Annotated in this window: 22 protein-coding genes and 1 pseudogene; 9 read left to right on the forward strand and 14 right to left on the reverse strand. The window is 62.9% G+C overall.

Translation table 11 applies throughout. The annotated features are described in order from the left end of the window. Nucleotides 1-32: 32 nt before the first annotated feature. Nucleotides 33-1604, reverse strand: coding sequence for a gamma-glutamyltransferase family protein (locus tag BMZ10_RS06485; protein WP_093459176.1), 1572 nt, complete (start codon nucleotides 1602-1604; stop codon nucleotides 33-35). A 102-nt stretch (nucleotides 1605-1706) separates the two neighbouring features. Further along, entirely contained in the window at nucleotides 1707-4070 is a 2364-nt protein-coding gene (locus BMZ10_RS06490; protein ID WP_093459177.1) for a DNA polymerase II, read from the reverse strand. Nucleotides 4071-4260: 190 nt separating this feature from the next. Here BMZ10_RS06490 and BMZ10_RS06495 point away from each other — a divergent pair, with 190 nt between their 5' ends. Beyond that, the gene (locus BMZ10_RS06495) at nucleotides 4261-5499 is read left to right on the forward strand and encodes a M20/M25/M40 family metallo-hydrolase (protein WP_093460084.1); all 1239 of its coding nucleotides are present in this window, start codon (nucleotides 4261-4263) and stop codon (nucleotides 5497-5499) included. A 63-nt stretch (nucleotides 5500-5562) separates the two neighbouring features. On the opposite strand, the gene BMZ10_RS06500 is transcribed toward BMZ10_RS06495, so the two are convergent. Then, complete coding sequence (locus BMZ10_RS06500) at nucleotides 5563-6732, reverse strand: aspartate aminotransferase family protein (RefSeq protein ID WP_093459178.1); 1170 nt, start codon at nucleotides 6730-6732, stop codon at nucleotides 5563-5565. 98 nt (nucleotides 6733-6830) lie between these two features. Here BMZ10_RS06500 and BMZ10_RS06505 point away from each other — a divergent pair, with 98 nt between their 5' ends. The 3 genes from BMZ10_RS06505 to BMZ10_RS06515 all read left to right on the forward strand — a co-directional run bounded on the left by BMZ10_RS06505 (nucleotide 6831) and on the right by BMZ10_RS06515 (nucleotide 10091). Then, nucleotides 6831-7733 (forward strand): LysR family transcriptional regulator, encoded by a 903-nt coding sequence (locus tag BMZ10_RS06505; RefSeq protein ID WP_093459179.1) that lies wholly within the window; start codon nucleotides 6831-6833, stop codon nucleotides 7731-7733. 153 nt (nucleotides 7734-7886) lie between these two features. Beyond that, entirely contained in the window at nucleotides 7887-8903 is a 1017-nt protein-coding gene (locus tag BMZ10_RS06510) for a zinc-dependent alcohol dehydrogenase family protein (RefSeq protein ID WP_093459180.1), read from the forward strand. Nucleotides 8904-9152: 249 nt separating this feature from the next. Then, complete coding sequence (locus BMZ10_RS06515; RefSeq protein ID WP_256214376.1) at nucleotides 9153-10091, forward strand: PI-PLC domain-containing protein; 939 nt, start codon at nucleotides 9153-9155, stop codon at nucleotides 10089-10091. On the opposite strand, the gene BMZ10_RS06520 is transcribed toward BMZ10_RS06515, so the two are convergent. From BMZ10_RS06520 to BMZ10_RS06530, 3 genes are all read right to left on the reverse strand, one after another. Next, entirely contained in the window at nucleotides 10078-10395 is a 318-nt protein-coding gene (locus tag BMZ10_RS06520; protein ID WP_093459181.1) for a hypothetical protein, read from the reverse strand. The genes BMZ10_RS06515 and BMZ10_RS06520 overlap by 14 nt on opposite strands. Nucleotides 10396-10686: 291 nt before the next feature. Then, nucleotides 10687-11124, reverse strand: a complete 438-nt coding sequence (locus BMZ10_RS06525; protein WP_093459182.1) for a DoxX family protein — start codon at nucleotides 11122-11124, stop codon at nucleotides 10687-10689. A 108-nt stretch (nucleotides 11125-11232) separates the two neighbouring features. After that, the gene (locus tag BMZ10_RS06530) at nucleotides 11233-12642 is read right to left on the reverse strand and encodes an MltF family protein (RefSeq protein WP_093459183.1); all 1410 of its coding nucleotides are present in this window, start codon (nucleotides 12640-12642) and stop codon (nucleotides 11233-11235) included. Between the two features lie 186 nt (nucleotides 12643-12828). On the opposite strand from BMZ10_RS06530, the gene BMZ10_RS06535 reads away from it, so the two are divergent. The 4 genes and pseudogenes from BMZ10_RS06535 (at nucleotide 12829) to BMZ10_RS06545 (ending at nucleotide 15732) form a co-directional block, all read left to right on the forward strand. After that, the gene (locus tag BMZ10_RS06535; protein WP_093459184.1) at nucleotides 12829-13638 is read left to right on the forward strand and encodes a TatD family hydrolase; all 810 of its coding nucleotides are present in this window, start codon (nucleotides 12829-12831) and stop codon (nucleotides 13636-13638) included. Between the two features lie 684 nt (nucleotides 13639-14322). Next, nucleotides 14323-14475: pseudogene (locus tag BMZ10_RS28225) on the forward strand (HAMP domain-containing protein); the annotation flags it as partial. Between the two features lie 114 nt (nucleotides 14476-14589). Beyond that, on the forward strand, nucleotides 14590-15351 hold the full coding sequence (locus tag BMZ10_RS28230) for a methyl-accepting chemotaxis protein (protein ID WP_371265949.1): 762 nt from the start codon (nucleotides 14590-14592) through the stop codon (nucleotides 15349-15351). Nucleotides 15352-15510: 159 nt separating this feature from the next. Then, entirely contained in the window at nucleotides 15511-15732 is a 222-nt protein-coding gene (locus BMZ10_RS06545; protein WP_093459186.1) for a hypothetical protein, read from the forward strand. 62 nt (nucleotides 15733-15794) lie between these two features. Here BMZ10_RS06545 and BMZ10_RS06550 read toward each other — a convergent pair whose 3' ends face one another. The 7 genes from BMZ10_RS06550 to BMZ10_RS06580 form a co-directional block, all read right to left on the reverse strand. Next, nucleotides 15795-16589 (reverse strand): acyl-CoA thioesterase, encoded by a 795-nt coding sequence (locus BMZ10_RS06550; RefSeq protein WP_093459187.1) that lies wholly within the window; start codon nucleotides 16587-16589, stop codon nucleotides 15795-15797. Nucleotides 16590-16689: 100 nt separating this feature from the next. Further along, complete coding sequence (locus tag BMZ10_RS06555; protein ID WP_093459188.1) at nucleotides 16690-17469, reverse strand: CHAD domain-containing protein; 780 nt, start codon at nucleotides 17467-17469, stop codon at nucleotides 16690-16692. 22 nt (nucleotides 17470-17491) lie between these two features. Next, on the reverse strand, nucleotides 17492-19486 hold the full coding sequence (locus BMZ10_RS06560) for a transglutaminase TgpA family protein (RefSeq protein WP_093460090.1): 1995 nt from the start codon (nucleotides 19484-19486) through the stop codon (nucleotides 17492-17494). Nucleotides 19487-19499: 13 nt separating this feature from the next. Beyond that, complete coding sequence (locus BMZ10_RS06565; protein ID WP_093459189.1) at nucleotides 19500-20456, reverse strand: DUF58 domain-containing protein; 957 nt, start codon at nucleotides 20454-20456, stop codon at nucleotides 19500-19502. Next, a complete protein-coding gene (locus tag BMZ10_RS06570) occupies nucleotides 20453-21370 on the reverse strand; it encodes an AAA family ATPase (RefSeq protein ID WP_093459190.1) in 918 nt (305 codons plus the stop codon). The genes BMZ10_RS06565 and BMZ10_RS06570 overlap by 4 nt, the downstream gene beginning before the upstream one ends. A gap of 191 nt (nucleotides 21371-21561) precedes the next feature. Continuing rightward, complete coding sequence (locus tag BMZ10_RS06575; RefSeq protein WP_093459191.1) at nucleotides 21562-21840, reverse strand: hypothetical protein; 279 nt, start codon at nucleotides 21838-21840, stop codon at nucleotides 21562-21564. A 155-nt stretch (nucleotides 21841-21995) separates the two neighbouring features. Continuing rightward, entirely contained in the window at nucleotides 21996-22388 is a 393-nt protein-coding gene (locus tag BMZ10_RS06580) for a tautomerase family protein (protein WP_093459192.1), read from the reverse strand. A 243-nt stretch (nucleotides 22389-22631) separates the two neighbouring features. On the opposite strand from BMZ10_RS06580, the gene BMZ10_RS06585 reads away from it, so the two are divergent. Beyond that, a complete protein-coding gene (locus BMZ10_RS06585) occupies nucleotides 22632-23690 on the forward strand; it encodes a patatin-like phospholipase family protein (protein WP_093459193.1) in 1059 nt (352 codons plus the stop codon). A 24-nt stretch (nucleotides 23691-23714) separates the two neighbouring features. Here the strand turns inward: BMZ10_RS06585 and BMZ10_RS06590 are convergent, their stop codons facing one another. Then, nucleotides 23715-24404, reverse strand: coding sequence for a response regulator (locus tag BMZ10_RS06590; RefSeq protein WP_093459194.1), 690 nt, complete (start codon nucleotides 24402-24404; stop codon nucleotides 23715-23717). Nucleotides 24405-24439: the final 35 nt, after the last annotated feature.

Raw genomic sequence — 24439 nt, forward strand, 5'->3', positions numbered from 1 at the left:
GGCATTATCCGCCAGCGCCCGAGGCACGGCAATCAATCGCGCAGTCCCAGACCGACGCCCTCGCCGCGTGGGTCATGCAAGGCATGGCGGACACCGTCGCGATCGATACTGATGATCCCGGCGTGCCCGGTCATGGGGCTCTGCGCAGGGATCATCTCCACGTCGTGGCCGCGCTGCGCAAGGCCGATGGCGGTATCGGCGCCGATGTCGCTTTCCAGCTTCAGGTTGTCGGTGCTGTCGAAGAAACTGCGCCCCAGCAAAAAGCGCGGCGTGCTCAGTGCGCGGTCGATGGGCTGGCGATAGTCGATCAGCTGGGTGGCGAGCACCATCTGCGTTTGCGGCTGACCGTCGCCGCCCTGGGTGCCAAAGAAAAAGCGGCGGCCATCGTCCGCCAGATAGCATGACGGGTTGAGGGTATGGGCCGGCCGCTTGCCCGGTGCCCAGCCGTTGACATGGGTCGGATCGGCGTTGAAGCCGGCCGCACGGTTCTGCCACAGCACGCCGGTATCGCCCAGGATGCAGCCTGAACCAAAGTCATGGAACAGACTCTGGATCAGGCAAGCCGTGCGGCCTTGTTCGTCGGTGGCGGCCATCCAGACGGTGTCGGCGGGAAGCCCAGGCTCGTTCCACGGCGCCGCGCGCTGATCGTCGATCGCGGCGGCGTAGCGTTGGATGCTTGCTGGCGACAGACTCGCGGCGAAATCCCACTGTCCGTGAGCCGGATCGCACAATTCGGCATTGCGCCTGAGCAAGCCCTGTTTGATCGCTTCGACCAGCCGGTGATAGTACGCTGCGCTGCCATTGGCGATGTCGGCCAGCGGCCTGTGCTGCAGGGACGCCATCGCCTGCAAGGTGTAAAGCCCCTGGCTCGGCGGCGCCACATTGAACAGCTGCCCCTGACGATAACGCACGCTGAGCGGCGCCACCTCCATCGCCTGAGTGGCGCGCAAATCAGCGCCCGTCAGCCCGCAGTCGAGCCTTGCGAACGCTTCACTGAACGCCTCTGCCAACTCGCCGCGGTAGAAATCCTCGACGCCGTGGCGCGCCAGGTGCCGCAACGTATTTGCCAGCTGTGGCTGACGCAACCTGTCGCCCTCCTGCATCCAGCGGCCATCGGTTTTGCACAGGGCGTGCAGATCGGGCAACTGCTCGATCAGCGGCTGACGCAGGGTTTGCCAGAACAACTGCGATTGCGACACGGCCACGCCTGCCTGCGCAGTGTCAGCGGCGTCTGCGAGCAGGTCCGCCCAGCCCATGCGCGAGCCCCATTGATGGCGGCTGATGTTCGCCGCCGTCTGCCAACTGGCGAGGGCGCCGGCGGTCGTGGCCACTGAGCTCGGCCCGCGCACGCCGATGCTGCCCGCCTCGGGCAAACGCCCCCCGGCCTGACCGATCCCCATGATGGTGCGCACATCGCCGTCGTGGATCATCCACAGGGCATCGCCGCCCAGACCGGTCATGTGCGGAAACACGGCGCTGAGCATCGCGCTGGCCGCCAGCATTGCATCGATCGCCGTACCGCCGGCCTCCAGAATTTGCAGCCCTGCGGCACTGGCGTCGGCGTGTGGAGTGGTGATGACAGCGCGGCGAGAAGTCGCAATCATGAGGCAGGCCCTTTTTAAATTGCTAGCTATTGGATATTTATTGCTAGCAAAGCAAAAGCTGTGCCGTCACTCCGCGCGCTGCGGAAAGCCCCCTCGCCGACCTCAGAACAGCCCCATCTGGCCGCCGATCAAGGTGGCGAAATCGTCCTGCACGAACGGCAGGATGGCATCGGCGATAGGTTGCAGCTGGCGGGTGATGTAGTGGTCGTAGTCGATGGCTGCGCTGCGCACCTCCAGCGGTTCGGGACCTGCGACGGTGATGACGTAGCTGATCCAGCCACGATTCTGATATTGCAGCGGTCGCCCCTGTCTGCGGTTGTAGTCGTCGGCGATCCGCGCGGCGCGCACGTGCGGCGGCACGTTGCGTTCGTAGTCGTCGAGCGCCCGGCGCAGGCGTTTGCGGTAGATCAGTTGATCGTCGAACTCACCCGCCAGCGTGCGCCGCACATAGTCACGCACATAATCCTGATACGGACGCCGATTGAAGATGCGCAGGTAAAGCTCCTGCTGAAACGCCTGTGCCAGTGGCGACCAGTCGGTGCGTACGACTTCCAGGCCCTTGTAGACCATTTCATCTTCGCCGTTGGCGCGGGTGACCAACCCGGCATAACGCTTCTTGCTGCCCTCTTCCGCGCCGCGAATCGTGGGCATCAGGAACCGTTTGAAGTGGGTTTCGAATTGCAGTTCCAGCGCGCTTTCCAGACCGAATTCAGCGCGCAGGTGTTCGCGCCACCACTCGTTGACGCCGCTGACCAGCGGCTTGCCGATCTGCGCGGCCTCTTCCTGCCCGTGCGCCCGTTTGAGCCAGACGAACGTGGAGTCGGTGTCGCCATAAATCACCTCGTAGCCCTGCGCTTCGATGAGCTGCCGGGTCTGGCGCATGATCTGATGCCCGCGCAAGGTGATCGACGACGCCAGACGCGTATCGAAGAAGCGGCAACCACTGGAACCCAGTACGCCGTAAAAGGCGTTCATGATGATTTTCAACGCCTGAGAAAGCGGCGCATTGTGCTCGCGCTTGGCGGCCTCGCGCCCCTCGGCGACCCGGGCGACGATGGCGGGCAGGCAATGTCGGGTGCGCGAGAACCGTGCGCCGCGAAAGCCTTCCACGGACAGGCTGTCATCGGGGTGCTTGACGCCTTCGATCAATCCCACCGGGTCGATGAGAAAGCTGCGGATGATCGAGGGGTACAGGCTCTTGTAATCGAGGACCAGCACCGATTCGTACAGCCCAGGTCGCGAGTCCATGACAAATCCGCCGGGGCTGGCTTCCGGCATGCGCTCGCCCAGGTTGGGCGCGACGAAGCCCTGCCGGTGCATCAGCGGCATGTACAGATGCTCGAAGGCAGCCACCGATCCTCCGCTGCGGTCGGCTGGCAGGCCGGTCACCGTCGCGCGTTCGAGCAAAAAGGTGAGCAGTTCGGTCTTGGCGAAAATGCGCGTCACCAGCTCACAGTCCTTCAGGTTGTAACGCGCGAGCGCAGGCTTGTCCTCGGCGAACATGCGGTTGATTTCGTCCATGCGCTGGTAAGGGTTGTCGATGGCCTTGCCTTCGCCCAACAAGGTCTGCGAGACGTTTTCCAGACTGAACGAAGGGAAACTCCAGGTCGCCGAACGCAAGGCCTCGATGCCATCGATGATCAGGCGTCCGGGGGCGGAGGCGAAAAAGTGGCTGTTGCGCGCCCCGTGCTCGCGCCAGCCCATGACCTCGCCGCCACGGCCGAGGCGCAGCGGCACGTTCAACCGCCGCGAATGTTCGTGCAGCACCCGCAGGTCGAACTGCACGACATTCCAGCCGATGATCGCGTCCGGATCGTGCAACGCCAGCCAGTCATTGAGTCGCTCCAGCAACACCTCGCGGCTGTCGCAGTACTCGAACGCGAAATCGACCTGTGAAGCGTCGCCATTGGGCGGGCCAAGCATGTAAACCTGACGTTCGCCGCAGCCTTCCAGCGCGATCGAATACAGCTCGCCGCGTTCGGTGGTCTCGATGTCCAGCGACACCAGTTTCAGCTGCGGACGGTAATCGGGCGCCGGTTTCATCTGGGTGTCGAGCAACACGCCGTTCTCGTCCGGCGTGCCACTGAATTGCACGGGTGCGGTGATGAAACGCTCCATCAGGTATCGCTCGGGCGGCCGCACGTCGGCTTCGTACAGGTCGACGCTGGCGCTGCGCAGATCCTTTTCCAGATTCATCAGTTGTCGATGCTGGCGCGTGTACAGGCCGAGCACCGGCCGATGCCGGAAATCACACAGCTGCAGCGGCTTGAGTTCAACGTCTTTCTCGTTGCGCAGCACGGCTTCGGCGCGCTCGCGGTGCACCGCGGGAATGAACGCCACAGAGGTCTGCAGCGGCAGGCGGACCTGACGCGGGCCGTCGTCGGTGGCGAGCCAGAACTCCACCTCAGTGCCTGCATCGGTATCACGCCAATGCCGGGTCAGGACAAAACCCTGCTGTAAATCCACCGCTGCAACCTCGAAAACCGCTTCTCAGGAGCGCGATTCTACGGCGATCGGCACGGGAAAGCGCGCGGCGTTACGCTGTTCTCCCCAGCCGAGCAGGATGCCTCGCATGCGTCAGCGTTCAATCGGCGGGGAACAACCCGCGCGCATCGGGTATCACAACCTCACTCGCACATCATCTGAGGGATCCAGCATGCTCGTTCGACGTACCGCTCTGGCCGCTTCTGTCTGGGTTGCACTGCTCGGCAGCCACGCTTTCGCCGCCGAATTTTCCGCCGACGCCTTACTCAAGAAAGCCGAGGCCGAACAGAAGCCGTATCTGGCCACACTCAAGCAATTGGTCGATATCGACACCGGCACCGGACAGGCGGCCGGTCTGAAAACCGTGAGCGCAGTCCTGGTCGAGCGGCTCAAGGCGCTGGGGGCAAGCGTGCAGACCACGCCTGCGACGCCTTCCGCTGGCGATAATATCGTCGGCACTATCAAGGGCAACGGCAGCAAATCGTTCCTGCTGATGATCCATTACGACACCGTGTTCGGACCGGGCACTGCCGCCAGGCGGCCCTTCCGTGTCGACAGCGAACACGCCTACGGCCCGGGCGTTGCCGATGCCAAAGGCGGCGTGGCCATGGTGCTGCACACCCTCAAGTTGCTGCAGGATCAGACATTCAAAGACTTCGGCAGCATCACGGTGCTGTTCAACCCCGATGAAGAAACGGGCTCAGCCGGCTCGAAGAAACTCATTGCCGAACTGGCGGCGCAAAACGATTACGTGTTCTCCTTCGAGCCGCCGGATAAACACGCCGTGACCGTCGCGACCAACGGCATCAACGGCGTCTTCGTCGACGTCAAAGGCAAATCGTCCCACGCAGGTTCCGCGCCGGAGGCCGGGCGTAACGCCGCGATGGAGCTGGCCCATCAGCTGGTACAACTGAAGGACCTCGGCGATCCGGCCAAAGGCACCACGGTGAACTGGACGCTGATCAAGGGCGGCGAAAAGCGCAACATCATCCCGTCCAGCGCAGCCGCCGAGGGCGACATGCGCTATTCCGATCTGAGCGAATCCGACCGGGTGCTTGCCGATGGTCAGCGCATTGTGCAGAGCAGACTGATTGACGGCACCGAGGTGACGTTCCGTCTGGACAAGGGGCGTCCGCCGCTGGTGAAGAACCCGGCCACCGAAAACCTCGCGAAAACCGCGCAAACCCTCTACGGCAAGATCGGCCGCAACCTCGAACCGATCGCCATGCGCTTCGGCACCGACGCCGGCTATGCCTACGTTCCCGACAGCCAGAAACCGGCGGTGCTGGAGACCATGGGCGTCGTCGGCGCGGGATTGCATGCCGACGACGAATACGCCGACCTGTCCAGCATCGCGCCACGGCTGTACCTGACGGCCGCGATGATCATCGAGCTGTCCGGCGGACAATGATCGGCCGACGCGCTGCGGCTCCTCATGCCGTGGCGAGTGCAGACAGAGCACGCGCGCGCCGGGTCATCCCAGCGCGCCGGCGATCCCGGCAACGATCATCTCCACATCGGTCTCATCGATCACCAGTGGCGGCAGCAGGCGGATGGTCTGGCCGCGGGTGACGTTGATCAGCACGCCGAACTCCTGCGCGGCCGTCAGGCACAAATCGCGAATCGGCTGGTTCAATTCGATGCCGATCATCAACCCCAGCCCACGGATGCGGACTACGTTCGGATGGCTGCCGAGTGATTCACGCAGGCGGCGCAGCAGGCGTTCGCCCTGCTCAGCGGCGTTGTGCAGCAAGCCTTGCTGTTCGACGATGTCCAGCACCGTGCAGCCGACGCGGCAGGCCAGCGGATTGCCGCCGAAGGTGCTGCCATGGCTGCCCGGCGTGAACAGACGCGCGACGGCGGCGGACGCCAGGCACGCGCCGATGGGAATGCCATTACCCAGGCCTTTGGCCAATGTCATGACGTCGGGCACGATACCCTCGTGTTCGAAAGCGAACCAGCGCCCCGTGCGGCCGATGCCGGTCTGAATCTCGTCAAGCATCATCAGCCAGCCGTTGTTGCTGCAATGCGCGCGCAATGCCTTCAGGTAGCCCGGTGGCGGCAGCATCACGCCGCCCTCCCCCTGAACCGGTTCGAGCAGCACCGCCACTAGGCGCTCGCCGTAGGTCCTCGTTGCGCGCTGGACGGCGGCCATGTCACCAAACGCGACCTTGATGAATTCACCGGACATCGGCTGATAACCCAGGCGCGCCGTGCCGTTGTCGCTGGCCGACAAGGTGCCCAACGTGCGGCCATGAAAGGCGTTGTCCATGACCAGCACCAGCGGCTGTTCGATGCCCTTGGCCCACCCATGCAGGCGCGCCAGCTTCAGCGCCGTCTCGTTGGCCTCGGCCCCGGAATTGTTGAAGAACACCTGCGCCAGTCCAGAGAGTCGGGTGAGCTTGTGCGCCAACCGCTGCTGCCAGTCGATGCGGTAATGATTCGAGGTGTGCAGGAGCAGACCGGCCTGTTCACTGATGGCCGACACAATCCACGGATGGCTGTGCCCGACGTTGGTCACCGCAACGCCCGCGACGGCGTCCAGATACTGGCGACCGCTGGCGTCCCAGAGTCGCGCGCCCAGGCCTCTGACGAAGCTCAGCGGCAGAGGTTTGTAGGTGTTCATCAGGCAGGCGGCAGTCATTGGCAAAGCTCCATCACAGGTTGTGATGTCAGTATCGTTAGCCGCGATTGCTGTATAAAGATCGACTTTCTTGAGTCACTTTAAAGCGAGGCTTGATAATGGACCTCTTTCAGGCGATGACAGTGTTCGTCAGGGTAGTCGATGGCGGCAGCATGACTGCGGCGGCTCGCCAGTGCGAAATGTCCACAACCATGGTAGGCAATCACCTCAAAGCCCTTGAGCAGCGTCTCGGGGTAAGCCTGCTGCAGCGCACCACTCGCAGACAGAGCCTGACCGAATTCGGCCTGCAGTATTATCGGCGCTGCATTGACGTGCTGGGGTTGGTGGAAGATGCCGAGCGCATGGCCGAACAGGTGCAAACCCAGCCAGGCGGCACGTTACGCATCACCGCTGCGCCGGCTTTCGGCGCGGAACGCCTGGCACCGATGCTCAGCGATTTCCTCCAGCGCTACCCGCAGATCAAGGCCGAAGTCGTCCTGAGCAATCAGCTGATGGATCTGGTCGAGCATGGCTTCGATATCGCCTTCCGCCTGGGCGTGCCGGAAAATTCCGCGCTGATCGCCCGGCCCTTGCAGGACTACACGCTGACCATCTGCGCCTCCCGGCATTACCTGGAGCGGTGCGGCACGCCCGAAACCGCCGCCGAACTGCGCGACCACAACTGCCTGGCGTATGCCTATCCCGCCGGGGACGACTGGCGCGCCGCCGACAAACTCTGGCGGCTGACCGGGCCCGAAGGCGTCGTGGAAGTGCCAGTGTCCGGGTCGATGATCGTCAACAGCTCGCCGGCGCTGCGTCAGGCAGCACTGGCGGGCATGGGCGTGGCGATGTTGCCGGATGTGCTGATCAGTGACGACCTGCAGGCCGGCAAGCTGGTGCCGTTGCTTCAGGATTATCAGCCACCCAGCCGGCCGCTCTGGCTGATGTACCCTCAGGACCGCTACCGCTTGCCCAAGGTCAGGCAGTTCGTGGAATGCGCACTTGAGGCGTGGGGGCGGTAACCCCCAAGCGTCGCCCGACGTGACGGGCAATCCTGCGAGTTCCGCACATTCGAATTGATAACAGGCATGTCGGGTATCAACCGACAGAAATAGTGCCTGAACCCGCGCGTCGATACAGTCATTACAACCCTAATCAAATGAGTCGAGGTTGAAATGTCACGCGCCATCAAATTTCATCGCTTCGGCAAAGCCGATGTGCTGAGTTGCGAAGAACAGCCTGACCGCTTGCCCGGTCCTCAGGAGGTGCTGGTTCGTACCGAGGCCATCGGCATCAGCTGGGACGACGTATTGTGGCGGCAAAACCTGGCCCTGGCCGAGGTCCGCCTGCCCGCAGGCCTTGGTAGCGAAATGGCCGGTATCGTCGAAGCCGTCGGCGCTGACGTGACGGACCTGAACGTCGGCGACAAGGTCGCCAGCTTCAAGGCCATGAGCGCCAACCAGTATCCGGTCTGTGGCGATCACGTCCTGGTGCCGCGCAATGCGCTGACCCGCTACCCGCAAACGCTGACGCCCACCGAGGCCAGCGTGCATTACACGCCGATGCTGCTGGCATACTTCGCGTTCGTTGACCTGGCGAAGGTGCAGCCTGGCCAGACCGTGCTGATCACCGACGCCACGTACAGCCCTGGAATCGCCTTCGTGCAACTGGGCAAGGCGTTGGGCCTGCGGGTGATCGCGGCCACCCAGCACGCCGAGGACCGGGAGTACCTGCTGGCCAATGGCGCCGAACGGGTGATCGTCACCGACGAGGACGACATCTGCCTGCGCATCGATACCGTCACCAAAGGCCAGGGGATCGAAGCGGTGTTCGACGGTCTGGGCGGCATGCAGATGTCAATGCTGGGCGATGTGCTGGCGCCCCGAGGCAGCCTGGTGCTGTATGGCCTGCGCGGCGGTAACAAAACGCCTTTCCCGGCCCTGCAGGCTTTCCGCAAGAACATGCGGTTCTTCGTTCACTGCCTGGAGAACTTCACCGGCAAACCCGAAGCGGGAATCGAACAGGACGGGCCGGCGATGCAACGCGCGCTGGAGGTCATCAATGACCTGACGGCCAAGGGGCTGCTCAAACCCGACATTCATCGCACCTGGCCGTTCGAGCAGTTCGGCAAGGCGCACAACCATCTCGACGACAAACCCGTGCGCGGCCGCGTGGTACTGACGATTCGCTGAACACGCTGTGCTGCAGCTCCCGGCGCAGCGTCCCCCGCTGTCGATTCACCCCTTCCCGGCGTTTACTGAAAGCGAAGGTAAACGCCTGATCCGACCCGCACTTCTCCCCTCGCAAACATCAGGCAACAGTTGTCGGCGCCACGGCCATTGACCCACGGCGGCCGATAGCCACACTCCAGTGAGGAATCTTCAAGCCACCGGCTCGAGCCCTTGCTCATCAGGCTCGACAACACGTCAAAGGAATGACCCATGACCACGCTCGACAACGTTCACCCGCATCCCGCCCATCTGGACTGGATGGCGCAGACCCCGCACCTGGCGGCGTTGCGCATCGACGAATTGATCCTTCCAGGCACACACAATTCAGGCAGCGACAAGCTGTCTCCCAATCTCGGCCTGCCGCAGGAACTGGCTCAGGACGTGTCTCCGTTCGAACAGATGCGTCAGGGCATCCGCGTGCTGGACCTGCGCGTATCGTTTTATGGAAAACACCCGAAAGGCGACCCCAGACGCTTTCAGCTCTTTCACCTGTCATCCTCTGGCCGGACCATTGCGGTCGACATCATCGAGCGCGTGCTGGATTTCTGTCGAGAACTGGAAGCGTCAGGCGCAGCGGCGCGCGACATCATCATCCTCGATTTCCACCAGTTCGACGGATTCACCCCGCAGGCGCACCAGGAATTGCAAGCGTTGCTGAGCAATCGACTGCGCCAGCGACTGCTGCCCAGAGCATCATCCACCCTGACCCTGGAGGAAATCTGGGGCAATCATCCCGGCAAAAACGTGGTGCTGGCCTACGCCCACACCACGCCCGGTGATGATTTCTGGCGCGGCGTCAGCCAGCGCTGGCCCGGCGAGAACCTGTTCAACACCAACACCCTGAAGGCGTTCATCAACGAGGTGGCCGCCGAGTACAAGCCCGCGCATTCACTGGTCGCCGTGCAATGCGCAAAGTATTCACTGCCCCTGCACGCACCCACCGACCTCAGCCACAAGGTGGATCAGTGGTTCGAATCGATCGACGAGAACAGCTTCATTCAGAACTTTTTCATCATCAACACCGACTGGTCGTTGCGCAGCGGGCTGATCGCCAACTGCCGCCACGCCAACCGCATTCGCGCGCAACACAAAGCCAGGCATCCGGACCGGCCGCTGCAGCCGATGCGTCGGGCCGTCAGCAGCGTGTAATCAGCCCCTGCCGGGCAACGCGGGTCAGGTGATGAATCACGGCGTTGGCATGCACTGCGGCTGGCGCCTGAATGACAGCGAGGTCGAATTGATCATTGGCGAAACGCTCCAGTGACTCGCCTGCATCGATGAACTGGATGAGCAAGGCATGAGGACCGTTCTGGCGACGGGGCCAGCCATCCAGATAACGCAGCAGCGTCGGCTGATGGGAACCGCCCAGAAGGATTTTCGGATTACGACGATTGAATTGACTGGCGATAGGAGCCAGGCGAACGAGGGGGCGCGGGTTGGCGTAACTGCTCATAGTGTCTTCTCTGCCTCAGTGTTCCGCTGGGCAGCGGTGAGAGGCAACACCGAACCAGCGCTTTAGCGGTATTTCGACGGCGTTTTCACGTCATCAGGCGCCCCGCAAGTAGCTGTTTAAATCGGCGCATGCGGCATCCTAGAGAAGCCGCACGGGAATTGTCAATTGGCGCTTTGGGTGGCGTTGCAGGCAGGGACGAAAAACCTCTGTCGTCTTCTGATTTGCCTGAGGCGGCGATTCGGGATCGCCGACTTGAGCAGGCCAGGAGACGACAGAGGCGATGAAGCCGGGTTACTTGCTGGCGATCAGCCGGTCCAGCGACAGGCGACCGGCACCTTCGAACAGCACCGCGACGGCGCCTGCAATCAGCGCTAGGCCGAACTCATAACCGTTATTGGCCATGAACAGACCGTTGTGGATGTGCACCGAAAGGATCGCCACCACCAGCATCACGATGATCACCAGCGCGGCAGGACGTGCCAACAGACCGAGGAACAGTGCCAGACCGCCGAAGAATTCAGCGCTACCGGACAGCAGCGCCATCAGATAGCCAGGATTCAGCCCCAGGCTGGCCATGTACTGGCCGGTGCCTTCCAGGCCATAGCCGCCGAACAGACCGAACAGCTTCTGGCTGCCGTGCGCCATCAGGATGATGCCGACGATGATTCGCAGTGCGGTGATGCCGAAGCCGGCGCGAGTGGTGAACAGGGATTTGAGTTGCGCGTTCATGGAGCTAATTCCGTTTGCGTTAGAGAATGGCGCCATCTTAATCGGATTAACAAATATGAAAATCGCAAAAAACGCATCTAAACCATCGAATTATCGAATCTATACCCGTTAACGCGGACGCGCGTCAGGGTCTTCCAGCGAACTGCGCGCCTGGTCATACGCCAGGTAATACTTATTCACGCTGTTGACGTAGCTGACGACGTTCTTGCCGCCCTGCTCCATCGCGACCCGCTCGACCTGAAAAAACCACTGGTTCGGGTTCAGCCCCTGGCGCCTGGCCTCGGTGCGCATGGCCTGTACACGCTCCGGCCCCAGGTTATAGGCCGCCAGCGTGAACGCCATGCGCTCGCGCTCGTTGATCTTCGGGCTGGAGAAAAACTTGCGGCGAATCATCGCCAGGTATTTGCTCGCCGCCTGAACGTTGCCGTCTACATCGTGAATGTTGCCAACGCCGACGCGCTGCGCGGCGGACGGGGTGATCTGCAACAGGCCGGTGGCGCCGCTGCCCCCTTTGGCGCCGGGGTTGAGCGCCGACTCCTTGAACGCCAGCGCGGCCAGGTCCAGCCAGTCCATTTTCTGCGCATCGGCATGCAGTTGCAGGGTTGGACGCAGCTTTTCCAGGCGCAGACGATCGGCTCGCGCCAGTGGGTTGTGGATCTGATACAGATCCTTGTAGGCCTTCTGGAAGGCCACGTCCTGATTGCCGGGCACTTCGTAGGTTTCCAGGAAGCGGTTGACCGCTGCGTGCAGCATCACGGCGTCCTTGCGCACGAACCAGTTCATGTCGCCCGGGTCACTCAGCGCCACCGACCGGTCCAGCCGCAGTCTGGGCATCACCTTGGCCCAACGCTCTGCAATGGGCTGCTCGACCACGGTCAGGTGATAGATCCCGGCCTGAACCATCTCCAGCACATCTTCGACGGCCAGACTGGGATCGACCCACTCGATCTTCACCGGCGGCAGCTTGCGCAACGCAAGCTTTTGGTTGAGCTGAATGATTGCCGCGTCGGCGGCGCTGCCGCTGGTCAGCATCAGCGTGCGCCCGGAAAGCTGCTCGGGGTGTTTGAAGCTGCGCTCGCCCTTGACCCCGACAACCACCAGCGGCACGTGGCTGGCGACCGGTTCGGTGGCGTCGACATAACGGGCGGCACTGGCGTCGAGCAATTCGCCCGGCGCAACCAGATCGCCTTCGCCGCGCTGCAATGCGGCCAGCAACTGATCCTTGGCTTTGGGAATGAGCTTGAGGGTAATTTTCTGGCCATCGCGGGCGTGGCCATTGAGGTATTTCTCGAACGCCTGCAAGCGACAGTATTCGATGCCGACCGGTTCGCCTTTCACTTCACCCGAACTGTTGCGGCTCTGATTGACCAGCACGCGCAACACCTTGCTGCTGCGAATGGCGGCCAGATCGCGCACCTGGTTTTTCTTGATCACCACTGGCGGACCGGCAGGACGAGCCGATGCGTGGGTGGGCACCAGCAACAGGCACAGCAATGAGATCAGAGAGGCTCGGATCATTGACGCTCCGGGAAAAGGCCGAAAATACGGGCTTGAAGCCTGTGCAGGACAGTCACTTGCGCCGCGGCGTGCGCCACGACTGGCAACCTCACAGGGATCTAATAATTCTAAGCAGTTGAACCTGCTTGTTTTTTATCGCTTCAATGGCTCTGGTATTCTTCTCGGCCTCTGGCCTGAGGTAGCACCATGCAATTAATCGACATCGGCGTCAACCTGACAAACGCAAGCTTCGCCAACCGGGAGCGCGAGGTCCTGGACCGCGCGTACGCCGCGGGCGTCGAGCAATTGGTGCTCACCGGCACTGACGTCGAAAGCAGCGAACAGGCGCTGCAACTGACCCGCCAGCTGGACGAAAGCGGCCAGCGTCTGTTCAGCACCGCGGGCATCCATCCGCATTCGGCAAGCGCCTGGACGTCAGCAACCGAGAAACAGTTGCAGGCCCTGCTGAACGAAAAACCGGTGTGCGCAGTGGGCGAATGCGGGCTGGATTTCAACCGCGACTTCTCGCCGCGGGCGCAACAGGAAAAGGTGCTGGAGGCGCACCTGGCACTGGCCGTCTCCTTGCAGATGCCGGTGTTTTTGCATGAGCGTGATGCCGATGAACGCCTGCTGGCGATTCTGCGCGATTACCGCGATCACCTGCCCGCGGCCGTGGTGCACTGCTTCACCGGCGAAAAACGTGCGCTGTTCAATTATCTGGACATGGACCTGCATATCGGCATCACTGGCTGGATCTGCGACGAACGACGCGGCACCCACCTGCATCCGCTTGTGCGCGACATCCCCCGTGGCCGCCTGATGCTGGAGAGCGACGCGCCCTACCTGCTGCCCCGTACGTTGCGGCCAAAACCGAAAAACGGCCGGAACGAACCTGCCTACCTGCCCGAAGTGCTGCGCGAAGTCGCCCTGCACCGGGGCGAAAGCGAGGCCGATGTCGCCGCCCACACAACGGCGTGCGCACGTGCATTCTTCGGATTGCCGAACCTGACGGACTGATACAGCCGTTTCGCACCCGATCCGTCGGGTTGCCTGACCTTCTTTAAAGATCAGCCTGAGCCAGAGGCGACTGAGCAGTCGCCCTCGCAGGCCAGCGCACGCCTGTCCTTTTCCCATGAACATAAGTGCACCGGTGAAACCTTGATGCAGATCAACGCCGGTGACCTGCACAGTTGAGAAAATACTGGCACCTTGCCTTATCACGTGCATCCACAGAAGAGCTTTATCATGAGCCGCTGGCTGAGCAACATTTCCCTGAAATACAAGTTCTGGGCGGTCAATGCCGTCGCTTTCGTGACCACCCTGCTGCTGGTGTTGTATGCCCTGCAGCTTGAGCAACGCAGCCGGGCCGACGATGCACGTAACGCGGCCCGGTCCCAGGCGACGCTGCTCTCGGCCTGGCCCGTCGGCCAGCCGCTGCCGAGGGCGGAGGGTCTGCTGATTTTCCAGGCGGGCCAGGCGCCACAGCTCAACGGTCAGGCCCTGACGGAACTGGCACAGGCCAGCGGCTGGATCGAGCTGTCAGGCGCTGCGTTATTGAACGATGTCCCCGTGATCGGCGCTCAGGTGGTGACCTTGGGTGACCGCCGTGTCGCAGTGCTGGCTGCTGCGCCTGACCTGCCGCAACTGCTGGCCGACCACTTCAGTCATTACGCGATCGCGGTGTTCATCCTGATGCTGGCCATGCTCAGCGCATCGCAATTGCTGATCCGTTTTCTGCTCACCCACCTCAATACCCTCAAGGACGTGATGCTCCACGTCGAGAAAAGCGGCGACCTCTGTGCCCGGGTGCCGCTGGTCGGTGAAGATGAGGTCGGGCAGATGGCCAAGGCGTTCAATGCGATGCAGGCCGGTTATCAGCGCATTGTCGCAACCGTGGCGCAGTCCGCCGCGCAACTGGATCAGGGCGCCGTGCACCTGGCAGCGGGCATGAGCGATGTGCGTCAAGGCATGCTGGGCCAGCAGAGCGAGACCGATCAGGTCGCCACCGCAATCAATGAAATGACGGCAACGGTCCATCACATTGCCCAGCACGCCAGCGCCACCCGCGATCAGTCGCAGAACGCCGACACCCTGGCCGGAACCGGCAAGGACGTCGTGGATCGGGTGCAGACGTCCATCGCGGGGCTGTCCAGCGGCGTGCAGCAAACGGCGGGCATGATTCAGCGGCTGGCCGAGGACAGCCAGAAGATCAACGGCGTGGTGAACGTGATTCACAGCATCGCCGAGCAGACCAACCTGTTGGCACTCAATGCGGCAATCGAGGCGGCACGGGCCGGGGAAATGGGACGCGGCTTTGCCGTGGTGGCCGATGAAGTGCGTAACCTTGCCAGGCGCGTACAGACCTCGACCGATGAAATCACCACGATGGTCTCGGCGCTGCAGGCCGGCACCCGTGACGCCGTGGACTTCATGCAGGAAAGCTCGTACAAGGCCGATGACTGCGTGCAGCATGCACGCGAGGCCGGGCAGGCGCTGGCCGCGATCACCGAGGCGGTGGCGCAGATGCGTGAGAACAATACCCAGATCGCCGTTGCCGCGCAGCAACAGAGTCAGGTGGCTGAAGAGATGAACCGGGCAGTGGTCAGTATCCGTGACGTCACCGAGCGCACCGTGCGCCAGACGCTGGATTCGGCCAGCACCAGCGATGAACTGGCGACACTCGCCGGCGCGCTGAACTCAGCCATCGGCCAGCTGCAATTGCGTGGCTGATGATCGATCCACCAGCGGCAACGCCCGCGACCACGATTGACTGACACTGCTGCGCCCTATCACGGCCATAGCGAACGTCGATTCGCCGAGCTGAACTGTCGAGCCTATGCTGACTCTATCGAAAACACTTCTTATTAGTTTTTACGGAGGGTCAGCATCATGCCCAAGTTCATTGCCAACCTGCACATCGACGACTTTTTCAGCGCTGCGAGCAAGTCCGGCCTCTCGTCGAATCTGGTGGTCTCTTCCATTGCGTTCCCGCTGTCGATCGTCTCAGGCCTTCTGCTGCTCGACGGCGTGCTCAATGCGAGCGTGACCTCCGCCGCCATCGGCGCGCTGGGTCTGGTGGCGGCCCAGGCCATCAAAGCCCGAGCCCAGTAAGGTCTCGGGCGTGGCCCACGCAGGTCGTTTCACGTCAACGAAGCAGGGTGACCAACGCACCCTCAGCCAAACACCGTCACCGTCTGGCGACTGATCGCCACCAACTCGCCCTTGGGCGTCCACAACCCTGCCGCGACATGACCATAGCCGTCACGTGCATGCTCGATCACCGCCTTGTATTGCGTCCAGTCGCGGGTGGTCATCGCCGGCAACGGCTGCACGAACTCAATGGTCCAGGTCAATGAACTGCCCGGCGCAGGTCTGGCCAGATGTGCCAGCACCGCAGGCGGCCAGGTATCGACCAACGCCAACAGGTGCGCTTCGGTCAGCGCTTCTTCCTCGACGTCACGCAACCGCGCATACCCGCCGATAGCCCGGGATTTCGTATTGGAAAACGGCATGCCGCCCAGCGCCCAGCGCATGTCCATGAACCGCAGGTATTCCGGCATCGCGCCGGCGATGAAGGGCAGCGCGGGCGACTCCAGCACCGGCTTGAATGCGGGCGCAGGCTCAGCATTCACGCTGACCGATGATTCCCGCGCCGCACCGAAGCTGCCCTGTATCAGCGTCATCACTTCGCCGTTCTGAATCGCGCGCCCCAGCACCTGGCTGACCGCCTTGCCCTCGCGCAGGATTTCGACTTCGAAAGCAATCGGCACATCGATCGCAGGCGGCCCGATGAAGGAAATCGCCAGTGAGCGCACCGGCCGACCAGGCGCAACCCTGGCCTGCATCGCCTCGTAGACCAGCGCCGCCATCAGGCCGCCAAAACACGAGCGACCCTGAGACCAGGATGAAGGCACGCTGACGGATTGAGGATGGTCGTGTACAGCGTCGAGCAATTCGGAAAACTTCATGCGCACTCCATGGCGGGCGGGCGTCGGACATTTCCCGATGTTAGCGAGGCAAGATCCGCAGGACAGGGCTCATAAGTGCCAATCCTGCGGACAGTTCAGATCAATGGCCGGGACGTTTACCAAAACAGGCGTCGGACAGACGCTCCAGTTCCCGGTCGGATTTTTCCTCGGCGCGGTGAATCGCCAGCTCCCATCCGGCCACGCAAGGGGCCAGGTCCGGGTGATGGCGCGCCTGCTCCAGCCACTGCAGATGATCGTGCCAGTCGCCGAGTGCGCCTTGTGCGGCTTTGAGGCGTTTCTGCATGCCCTTGGGCTGATGGCTGAGCTCGGGGTAAGCCTCGGCGGCGTAGCGCACACGCTTGATCAGCAGGCGCAGGCGATGACGGTCATGGTCCGGATCGGCCATGGCCTCGCGCAGCTTCTTCCATTGCTTGTCCATGCGTTTCTCGATGCGCTGGCGCAATTTGCGCAGCAGCCCGTGGCGCTGCTGCGCGCGCAAAAAGGACGGCAACTGATCCAGCACGCCAAACAGCCGATTGAGCTCGGCGGATGTCGCCACGTTCGGGCACGCGGCATCCAGAAAGGTGGTGCGCTTGCGTGCGGCCCGGTCCAGCCCCTGCTCGCTGAGAAACGCCGCCAGCACCTGCATGTCTCGCAACGGCGTGGTCAGGTCGCCGACGCCCTTGGCGGCTTCTTCGATCTGATCCATCCCGGGCAACCCGCGCAACGGTCGCAGCACGCTGCGAAGCCGCCGCACAGTGGTGCGCAGATCATGCAGGGCTTCGCTGTCGGTGGACGCTGCCAGCCGCGCGTGGCAGGCCAGCAACTTGACGTTGAGACTGAAAATCTCGGCGATCAGATGATCGACCATGGCAGACATGACACGCTCCTTAAGAATGTGGCTACTTGGCCCTCATCGTAGACAAGCGCCAAGGCAAGCTGCGCCGCAGGCGCTTCAAGCGGCGCCGCAATTGCGCCGTTGAGCCGGACGCGCCGGCATAACGCTGGGCCTGGAATTCATCGACGAAGCCTTCGATCGCTTCGGCGTGCTGGGGAAAATGCAACGCCGCGCGCCGGGCAAAAGCCTGAGCGCCCTCGCCTTGCTGACGCTTGAGACCATGGCGCGCGAGCAACCGTTCGAAGCGATTGAACAGGCGCAGCTGAGAATCGCTTTCCCGACGCCACGGCTTGAGCAGCCACAACGCCAGCAGCCCGAGAATCGCCAGGCCGGAGCCTGCGAACACCGGCGCCTGGACACCGGAGAACCAGCGACCCAGCACCTGCAACTGCTGCTGGCCCTGATAGCCGAGCACCCAGCGCTGCCAGCCATAATTGAGGTTATCCCAACTCATGCGCAGGGCATTGACCCAGGCCAGGTGCCGATAGCGCAAGGCGGACATGGGTGAATCGGCGAGAAACTCTTCGCCCGACGCCAGCGCCTGTTCCAGCCCCTGTTCGATGCGTGCAGGTGCCACCGCAGCGGTCGGGTCGACGCTGCGCCAGCCGACGCCTGCCTGCCAATACTCGACCCAGGCATGCGCATCGAATTGCCGCACGCTGATGTAATTGCCGTCCGGGTTCAGCTCGCCGCCCTGGTAGCCGGCCACTACGCGCGCCGGAACGCCCGCGGCGCGCAGGGCGAAGGTCATCGCCCCGGCATAATGCGCGCAGAAGCCGCTGCGGCTGGCGAACAGGAAATCATCGATGCTGTTGGGGCCAAGCGTCGGTGGCTTGAGTGTGTAATGGAACGGCTGCTCGGTGAAGTACGACAGCATGGCGTCCACCAGCGCATCCGTCCTGGGGTAGCGACGATGCAGATCGGCGGCCCATTCGCGGGCCTCGGGATTGCCTTTGGCGGGCAGTTGCAAAGCCTGCGAACGGGCGCTGTCACTGAGCGTGGTTTCGCGGACAGCGTCGGGCCATGACACAACGTTGTAGAGCATCGACTGCTCGACAGGACGTCGGCGCTGCCAGCGAAAATCGCTCATCTGCCGCGCACCGGCCAGGTCGGTCTGCCCGACGTCCATCGTCATCAACCAGGGCTTGCCGGTGGGCTCCAGCACGATGCTGTAAGCGATCTGCTCGCCCGCACGACGCCAGTCCGGCGCGTCCGGCACCTGCGCGCGGGAAGATTGCGACCAGCGCCGGCCGTCGAACTGCTCCAGCGTCAGGGCGCGCCAGTATTGCTGGCTGCGCGGTGGCACGGGGCCATCGAAGCTGGCCCGAAACACCAGCGAGGCTGACTTGCTCAACTCGGCGATGTCCCCCGGCGCCATGCTGTCGGACAACCCCGTCAACGCCTTGTTGCTGGGCTGCGGCAGCGACCAGAGCGGGTCCAGCCGAGGAAAGAACAGAAACAACAGCAGCATCAGCGGCACTGCCTGCAGCAACAGCTTGGCGGCGAGCATCAGCGTGCCCGCAGGCTTGCTTGCAAGGTTCGATTGCTGCAGCCCGATCAGCGCTGCCAGCAGCGTCGCGATCGGCAGCAGCGTGAACAGCCCCCACAGCAGCGCATCCTCGAACAGGTAGCCCACCGCGACGCAGAAGAAGCCCAGAAAGATGAGCACCAGCGCATCGCGCCGGGTCTGCATTTCGAGCATCTTCAGGATGAACGCCGCGATCAGCAGCGCCGCCCCGGCGTCCAGCCCGATCAGGCTGCCACGCGCCAGGAAGATGCCGCCCGCAGTGCCGACCAACAGGCCCGACTTGATCCACGTGCCGGGCATGCGCACGCGCATGCGGAAGATTTGAATGCGCCAGAATGTGCACACCAGCCACAGAATGATCAGCGCCACGGGCACGTGCAGCGCGAACGGCACAATCACCAGCGCCTGCGCGATCAGCAGCCAGTTCAGGCTGATCCGCGGGATCGGCTGGGCCAGTTGGGTCGACGTCATGGCGATGCCCTGTTCATGCCCGCACGCCATACAGGGCGAGCTGGCGCAGGCAGGCTTCGCGATGTGCGTCGCCGCTGTCCACCGCCGAGAGAGAATTCGGCAGGCGCAGCGCAAACGGCTGTTGGCGCTGGGACAGTTCGAGAACCCAGTAACACAGGCGCGACAGACGCTCCTCGATGTCACCGCCCAGGGCCATGAAGTCCAGGCACAGGTCATGGCCGCTCAGATCGCTGAATTCCTTGACCATCAGGCCTTGCCCGCGCGACCAGGCTTTCCAGTGCATGCGCCGCATCGAGTCGCCGGGCTGCCACGGGCGCAGTCCCTGGTAATCATCGACGCCCTGACCCTGAGTGGCCTGACCGTCATCCTGCGCATGGGGTTGCACGCCCTGCAGCAGCGGCATCGTTCCGGCCACCGGGCGCGGGTAGATCAACACCGTCTGCTCCAGATCGAGCCAGGTCCAGGCACGAAAGATCCCCAGCGGAAACACACTTTCCACGCGCAGACGCGGCGCGCGCAGCCAGCCACGGTTGAGCGCCGGCAGCGTCAGGGCGATCTCCACCTGACGCTCGGCCTCGACGTCGGTCTGCTCCAGATGTTCGCTGTCCCAACCCAGCGCGATGGCCTGATGGCCGCGTTCGGCGCTTTCCAGCCGCAGGCGCAGTTGCACCGGCTCGCCGACGAACACCGAGCGCGCACTGCCGGCGCTGAGGATCAGCCCGCTGAAGTTGCGATACGTATGAAGGATGGCGAGCACGCCGACCGACAGCATGAGGAAGGTCAACCCGTAGGCGAGGCTGTTCTGGTAATTGATCGACACCAGCAGCAGCAAAAACAGCACGAAGGCGTAGGTGCCGCCAACGCGGGTCGGCAGGATGAAAATTCGGCGGTGATCCAGCTCGATCCGCGAAGCGGGAGGAATGCGACGTCCTACCCAGCGCTGCCAGACCGGTTTGAACTTTTCGATCAAAGCACCGGCACCTCACGCAGCAGCCATTGAACCAACGCCCCGCCGCCATGCCCGGTGGGGTCCGTACGCTCGCGCAGGCGATGCCCGATCACCGCGGGGAGAATCGCCTGAACGTCTTCGGGAATCACATAATCGCGGCCAGCCAGCAAGGCCCACGCCCGCGCCGCCGACAGAATCGCCAGGCTCGCCCGGGGTGAAAGGCCGTAGGCGAACTGCGGCTGGCTGCGCGTGGCATCCACCAGCCGCAGCACGTAATCCACCAGCGCGTCGCTGGCGCGCACCTGCCGTGCCTCTGCCTGCAAGGCCGCCAGCCCGGCGTGATCGAGGACCGGCTCGATACGCGGCAACAGCTCGCGCCGGGACTCGCCCAGCAACAACGCGCGCTCCGCCGACCGGGCCGGATAACCCAGCGACAGACGCATCAGAAAACGATCCAGCTGGGACTCGGGCAAGGCGAAGGTACCGCCCTGGCTAAAGGGGTTCTGGGTGGCGATGACGAAGAAAGGCTCGGGCAGCAAACGGGTTGCGCCCTCAATCGTCACCTGCCCTTCTTCCATGGCCTCTAGCAGTGCGCTCTGACTTTTTGGCGTGGCGCGGTTGATCTCGTCCGCTAACACCAGTTCGGCGAAGATCGGCCCCGGATGGAAAGTGAACTGCCCGGTTTCCCGGTCGAAAATCGAGGTGCCGAGGATGTCGCCCGGCAGCAGGTCGGAGGTGAACTGGATCCGCTGGAAGCTTAAACCCAGCACCCGCGCGAGGGTATGGCTGAGCGTAGTCTTGCCCATGCCGGGCAGATCTTCGATCAGCAGATGGCCGCCGCCCAGCAGGCAGGTCATCGCCAGGCGAACCTGGGGCTCCTTGCCCAGCACCACTTCATTGATCGCGTTTAAACACGCATCCAGTTTTCTGCCCATCGGAAGGCCTCCCCAGGCGACTGCTTATGGCTAGTAGGACTGCAGAAAATGCCAGACGTGCAGCCACTTTAAAGTCAGCGTAGGCGTTTTCGCCAGCGCGCAGGAAGGGATTGGGAAGGATTTATTGCGAAGCGGCTGTGGAAGCGAGCGTGCCCACTCCCACAGCGCCGGGCGAGGCGTTTGGAACCGGTTTACCGTCCGGCGCGGGACTCACGAATATAGAAGCGGGCTTTTTCAGCCTTTTCCGAGCAACCTTCGAACGCTTCGAACTGCTGCTGGGTCTTCGCGCCGGTCAACAACGACAGGGCCTTGGAGTAGCTGACCGTGCCTGCAAAGCCTTCGGCCTTGGCCAGATCCAGCTCGTGCCAGGCGGCATCGAGTTGCGTGCCGCAGGTATCGCGGTAAGCGGTTTTACCGGCGCAACCAGTGAGAACCAACGCCAACAGGGGCAGGCAGATCCACGCTTTCATGGGGTGTTACCTCAACAATGGAAATCGACGTTGCCGGTTTGACGATACTGCGATGCAAAAGTGCCATACCGGGACGGCGCAGCGTATCCGATTCTGCGACCGGCTTGGCAATGTAGCGGGTCAGTCATCCTCCAAGCCTGTGTCCACGCCCGGCGTTACGGTGCGGGGGCGTAGTGCATGTCGCCGTTGCCGAACGACCAGTTCTCGCGTTTGGTTTCCACCAGGTTGATCCACACATCTTCCTGTCGCAGACCGGTGCGCTCGTGGATCCCCTGCGCCACCGCCTTGTAGAACGCCTTCTTGACCTCGGTCGTGCGTCCCTCATTCCAGGTGATCTGGATGAACACGATGTCCGGCGTGTAGGTGACGCCCAGATACCCTTCGGCGGGATAGACCAACTCCTCGGCGGTGTGACGGTGGATGATCTGAAACCGGTCATGCTCGGGCACGCTGGCGGTGGTGCGCATCGCCTGGTAGATGACGTCGCCGATGGCGGCAATGGTCTGGGCAGGTGTCTGAGCGGCAACATCGATTCTGACGAGGGGCATGATGCGATCCTTTTTTGTGGTTGAAATGGCGGACGTTCTATGTGCGTTACCCGGCTGCTGATGCCCACACGCTATGCCTGGCGCCGGATTTGAGCAAGCGAATTTAGCGGGCGGTCGTCATCTTGATGGGCGATGCGATCTGCAGCGCATTGCAGGCCCTATCCCTGAGGAGGATGTACAACAGCAGATGATTCGCGGCAGCCTTGGGCGTAGGGTAGAACCTTTGCGGTGGGGGGCAGGCAAATGAAAAAACGAATCGCGCTGGTGCTGGGATCCGGCGGTGCCAGAGGCTATGCGCATATCGGGGTGATCGAAGAACTGGAGCGCCGCGGTTACGACATCGCCTGCATCGCCGGCTGTTCGATGGGCGCGGTGGTTGGCGGGATTTACGCGGCCGGCAAGCTGCCCGAGTACAAGGCGTGGATCGAGAGCCTCGATTACCTCGATGTGCTGCGGCTGGTGGACGTGAGTTTCCGCCTGGGCGCCATTCGCGGCGAAAAGGTCTTCGGCAAGATTCGCGAGATCGTCGGCGAGGTCAACATCGAGGACCTGCGCATTCCCTACACCGCCGTGGCCACCGACCTCACCAACCAACAGGAAATCTGGTTTCAGGAAGGTAATCTGCATTCGGCGATGCGCGCTTCGGCGGCCATTCCGAGCCTGTTCACCCCTGTGGTTCAGGGCAATCGCACGCTGGTCGACGGTGGCTTGCTCAACCCGTTGCCGATCGTGCCGGTGGTGTCCAGCCACTGCGACCTGATCGTTGCGGTCAACCTCAACTCGACCAACCAGAAACATTACCAGTTGCCAGTGATCGAGCGACCGCCCGCGGTGAAGAAGCGCTTCGACAGCCTGATCAACTCCATCGGCTCGCACCTGCCGTTCCGGCGCAAACTGGAGGTCGCGGGCGGCGACGTGCTGCGGCTGCAGCAGGACAGCCTCAAGGCCACGGCTGCGACGATCGCCAATCCCTGGTTGGCGGGCGACAGCGAGTCTGCCGATCCTCAGGGCCAGCAACCTGCCGCTGCGCCACAGGCCGCCGGCGCGCCGAAGTCCGCCAGCGGCTCGATCATCGTCGACAACGTCGGGCCCGCCTCCCTGCTCGACCTGATCAACCAGAGCTTCGAAGTCATGCAGACGTCGTTGGCGCAATACAAGATTGCCGGTTATCCGCCGGACATCCTGATCAACGTGCCCAAGCGGGTCTGTCGGTTCTTCGAGTTCTACAAGGCGCCGGAACTGATCGCCCTGGGTCGGGAAATCGCCCGGGATACGCTGGACCGCTACGAGCGGGAGCATTGAGCGTCCCGGCCGTGGCGACGCGCATCAGCCTTCCATCAACCGATACCCCACGCCCGCCTCGGTGACGATGAAGCGTGGCGCGGCCGGATCGTCCGCCAGTTTCTGACGGAGGTGGCCGACCACGATGCGCAGGTAATGGGTGTCCTCCACATGGGTCGGGCCCCAGATGTCCTTGAGCAGTTGCTGCTGGGTGATGACGCGGCCCGGATGCCGTGCCAGTTGAGCCAGCACCGCATATTCTTTGCGAGTCAGCGCGACTTCAACGCCGTCCAGCGACACCCGCCGATACGCCAGATCGACCGTCAGCGGCCCGATCACCAGCGCCGCTTCCACTTTCCCGCTCTCCGGCGCCTGACGCAACAACGCGCGGATGCGCGCCAGAAACTCCTGAATGCCGAACGGTTTGGTCACGTAGTCGTTGGCGCCGGAGTCCAGCGCACGCACCTTCTCGCCTTCGCTGGCGCGCACCGACAACACCAGCACCGGCACCGCCGACCACTCGCGGAACTGGCTCAGCACATCCTGGCCGTCCATGTCGGGCAAGCCCAGGTCCAGCACCAGCAGATCGGGTTTGTTCAGCGCCGCTTGCGTCAGACCTTCACTGCCAGTGCCGGCTTCGAGCACTTTGTAGCCTTGTGATGCGAGGCTGATCCGCAGGAATTTGCGAATCTGCGGCTCGTCATCGATCACCAGAATGGTCGCCGTCTGGCTCATGCTTTTCCCGTTACTCGTCAGATTCGATTTTAAAA

The organism is Pseudomonas sp. NFR16, assembly GCF_900108875.1.
In the GTDB taxonomy this organism is placed as follows: Bacteria; Pseudomonadota; Gammaproteobacteria; order Pseudomonadales; family Pseudomonadaceae; genus Aquipseudomonas.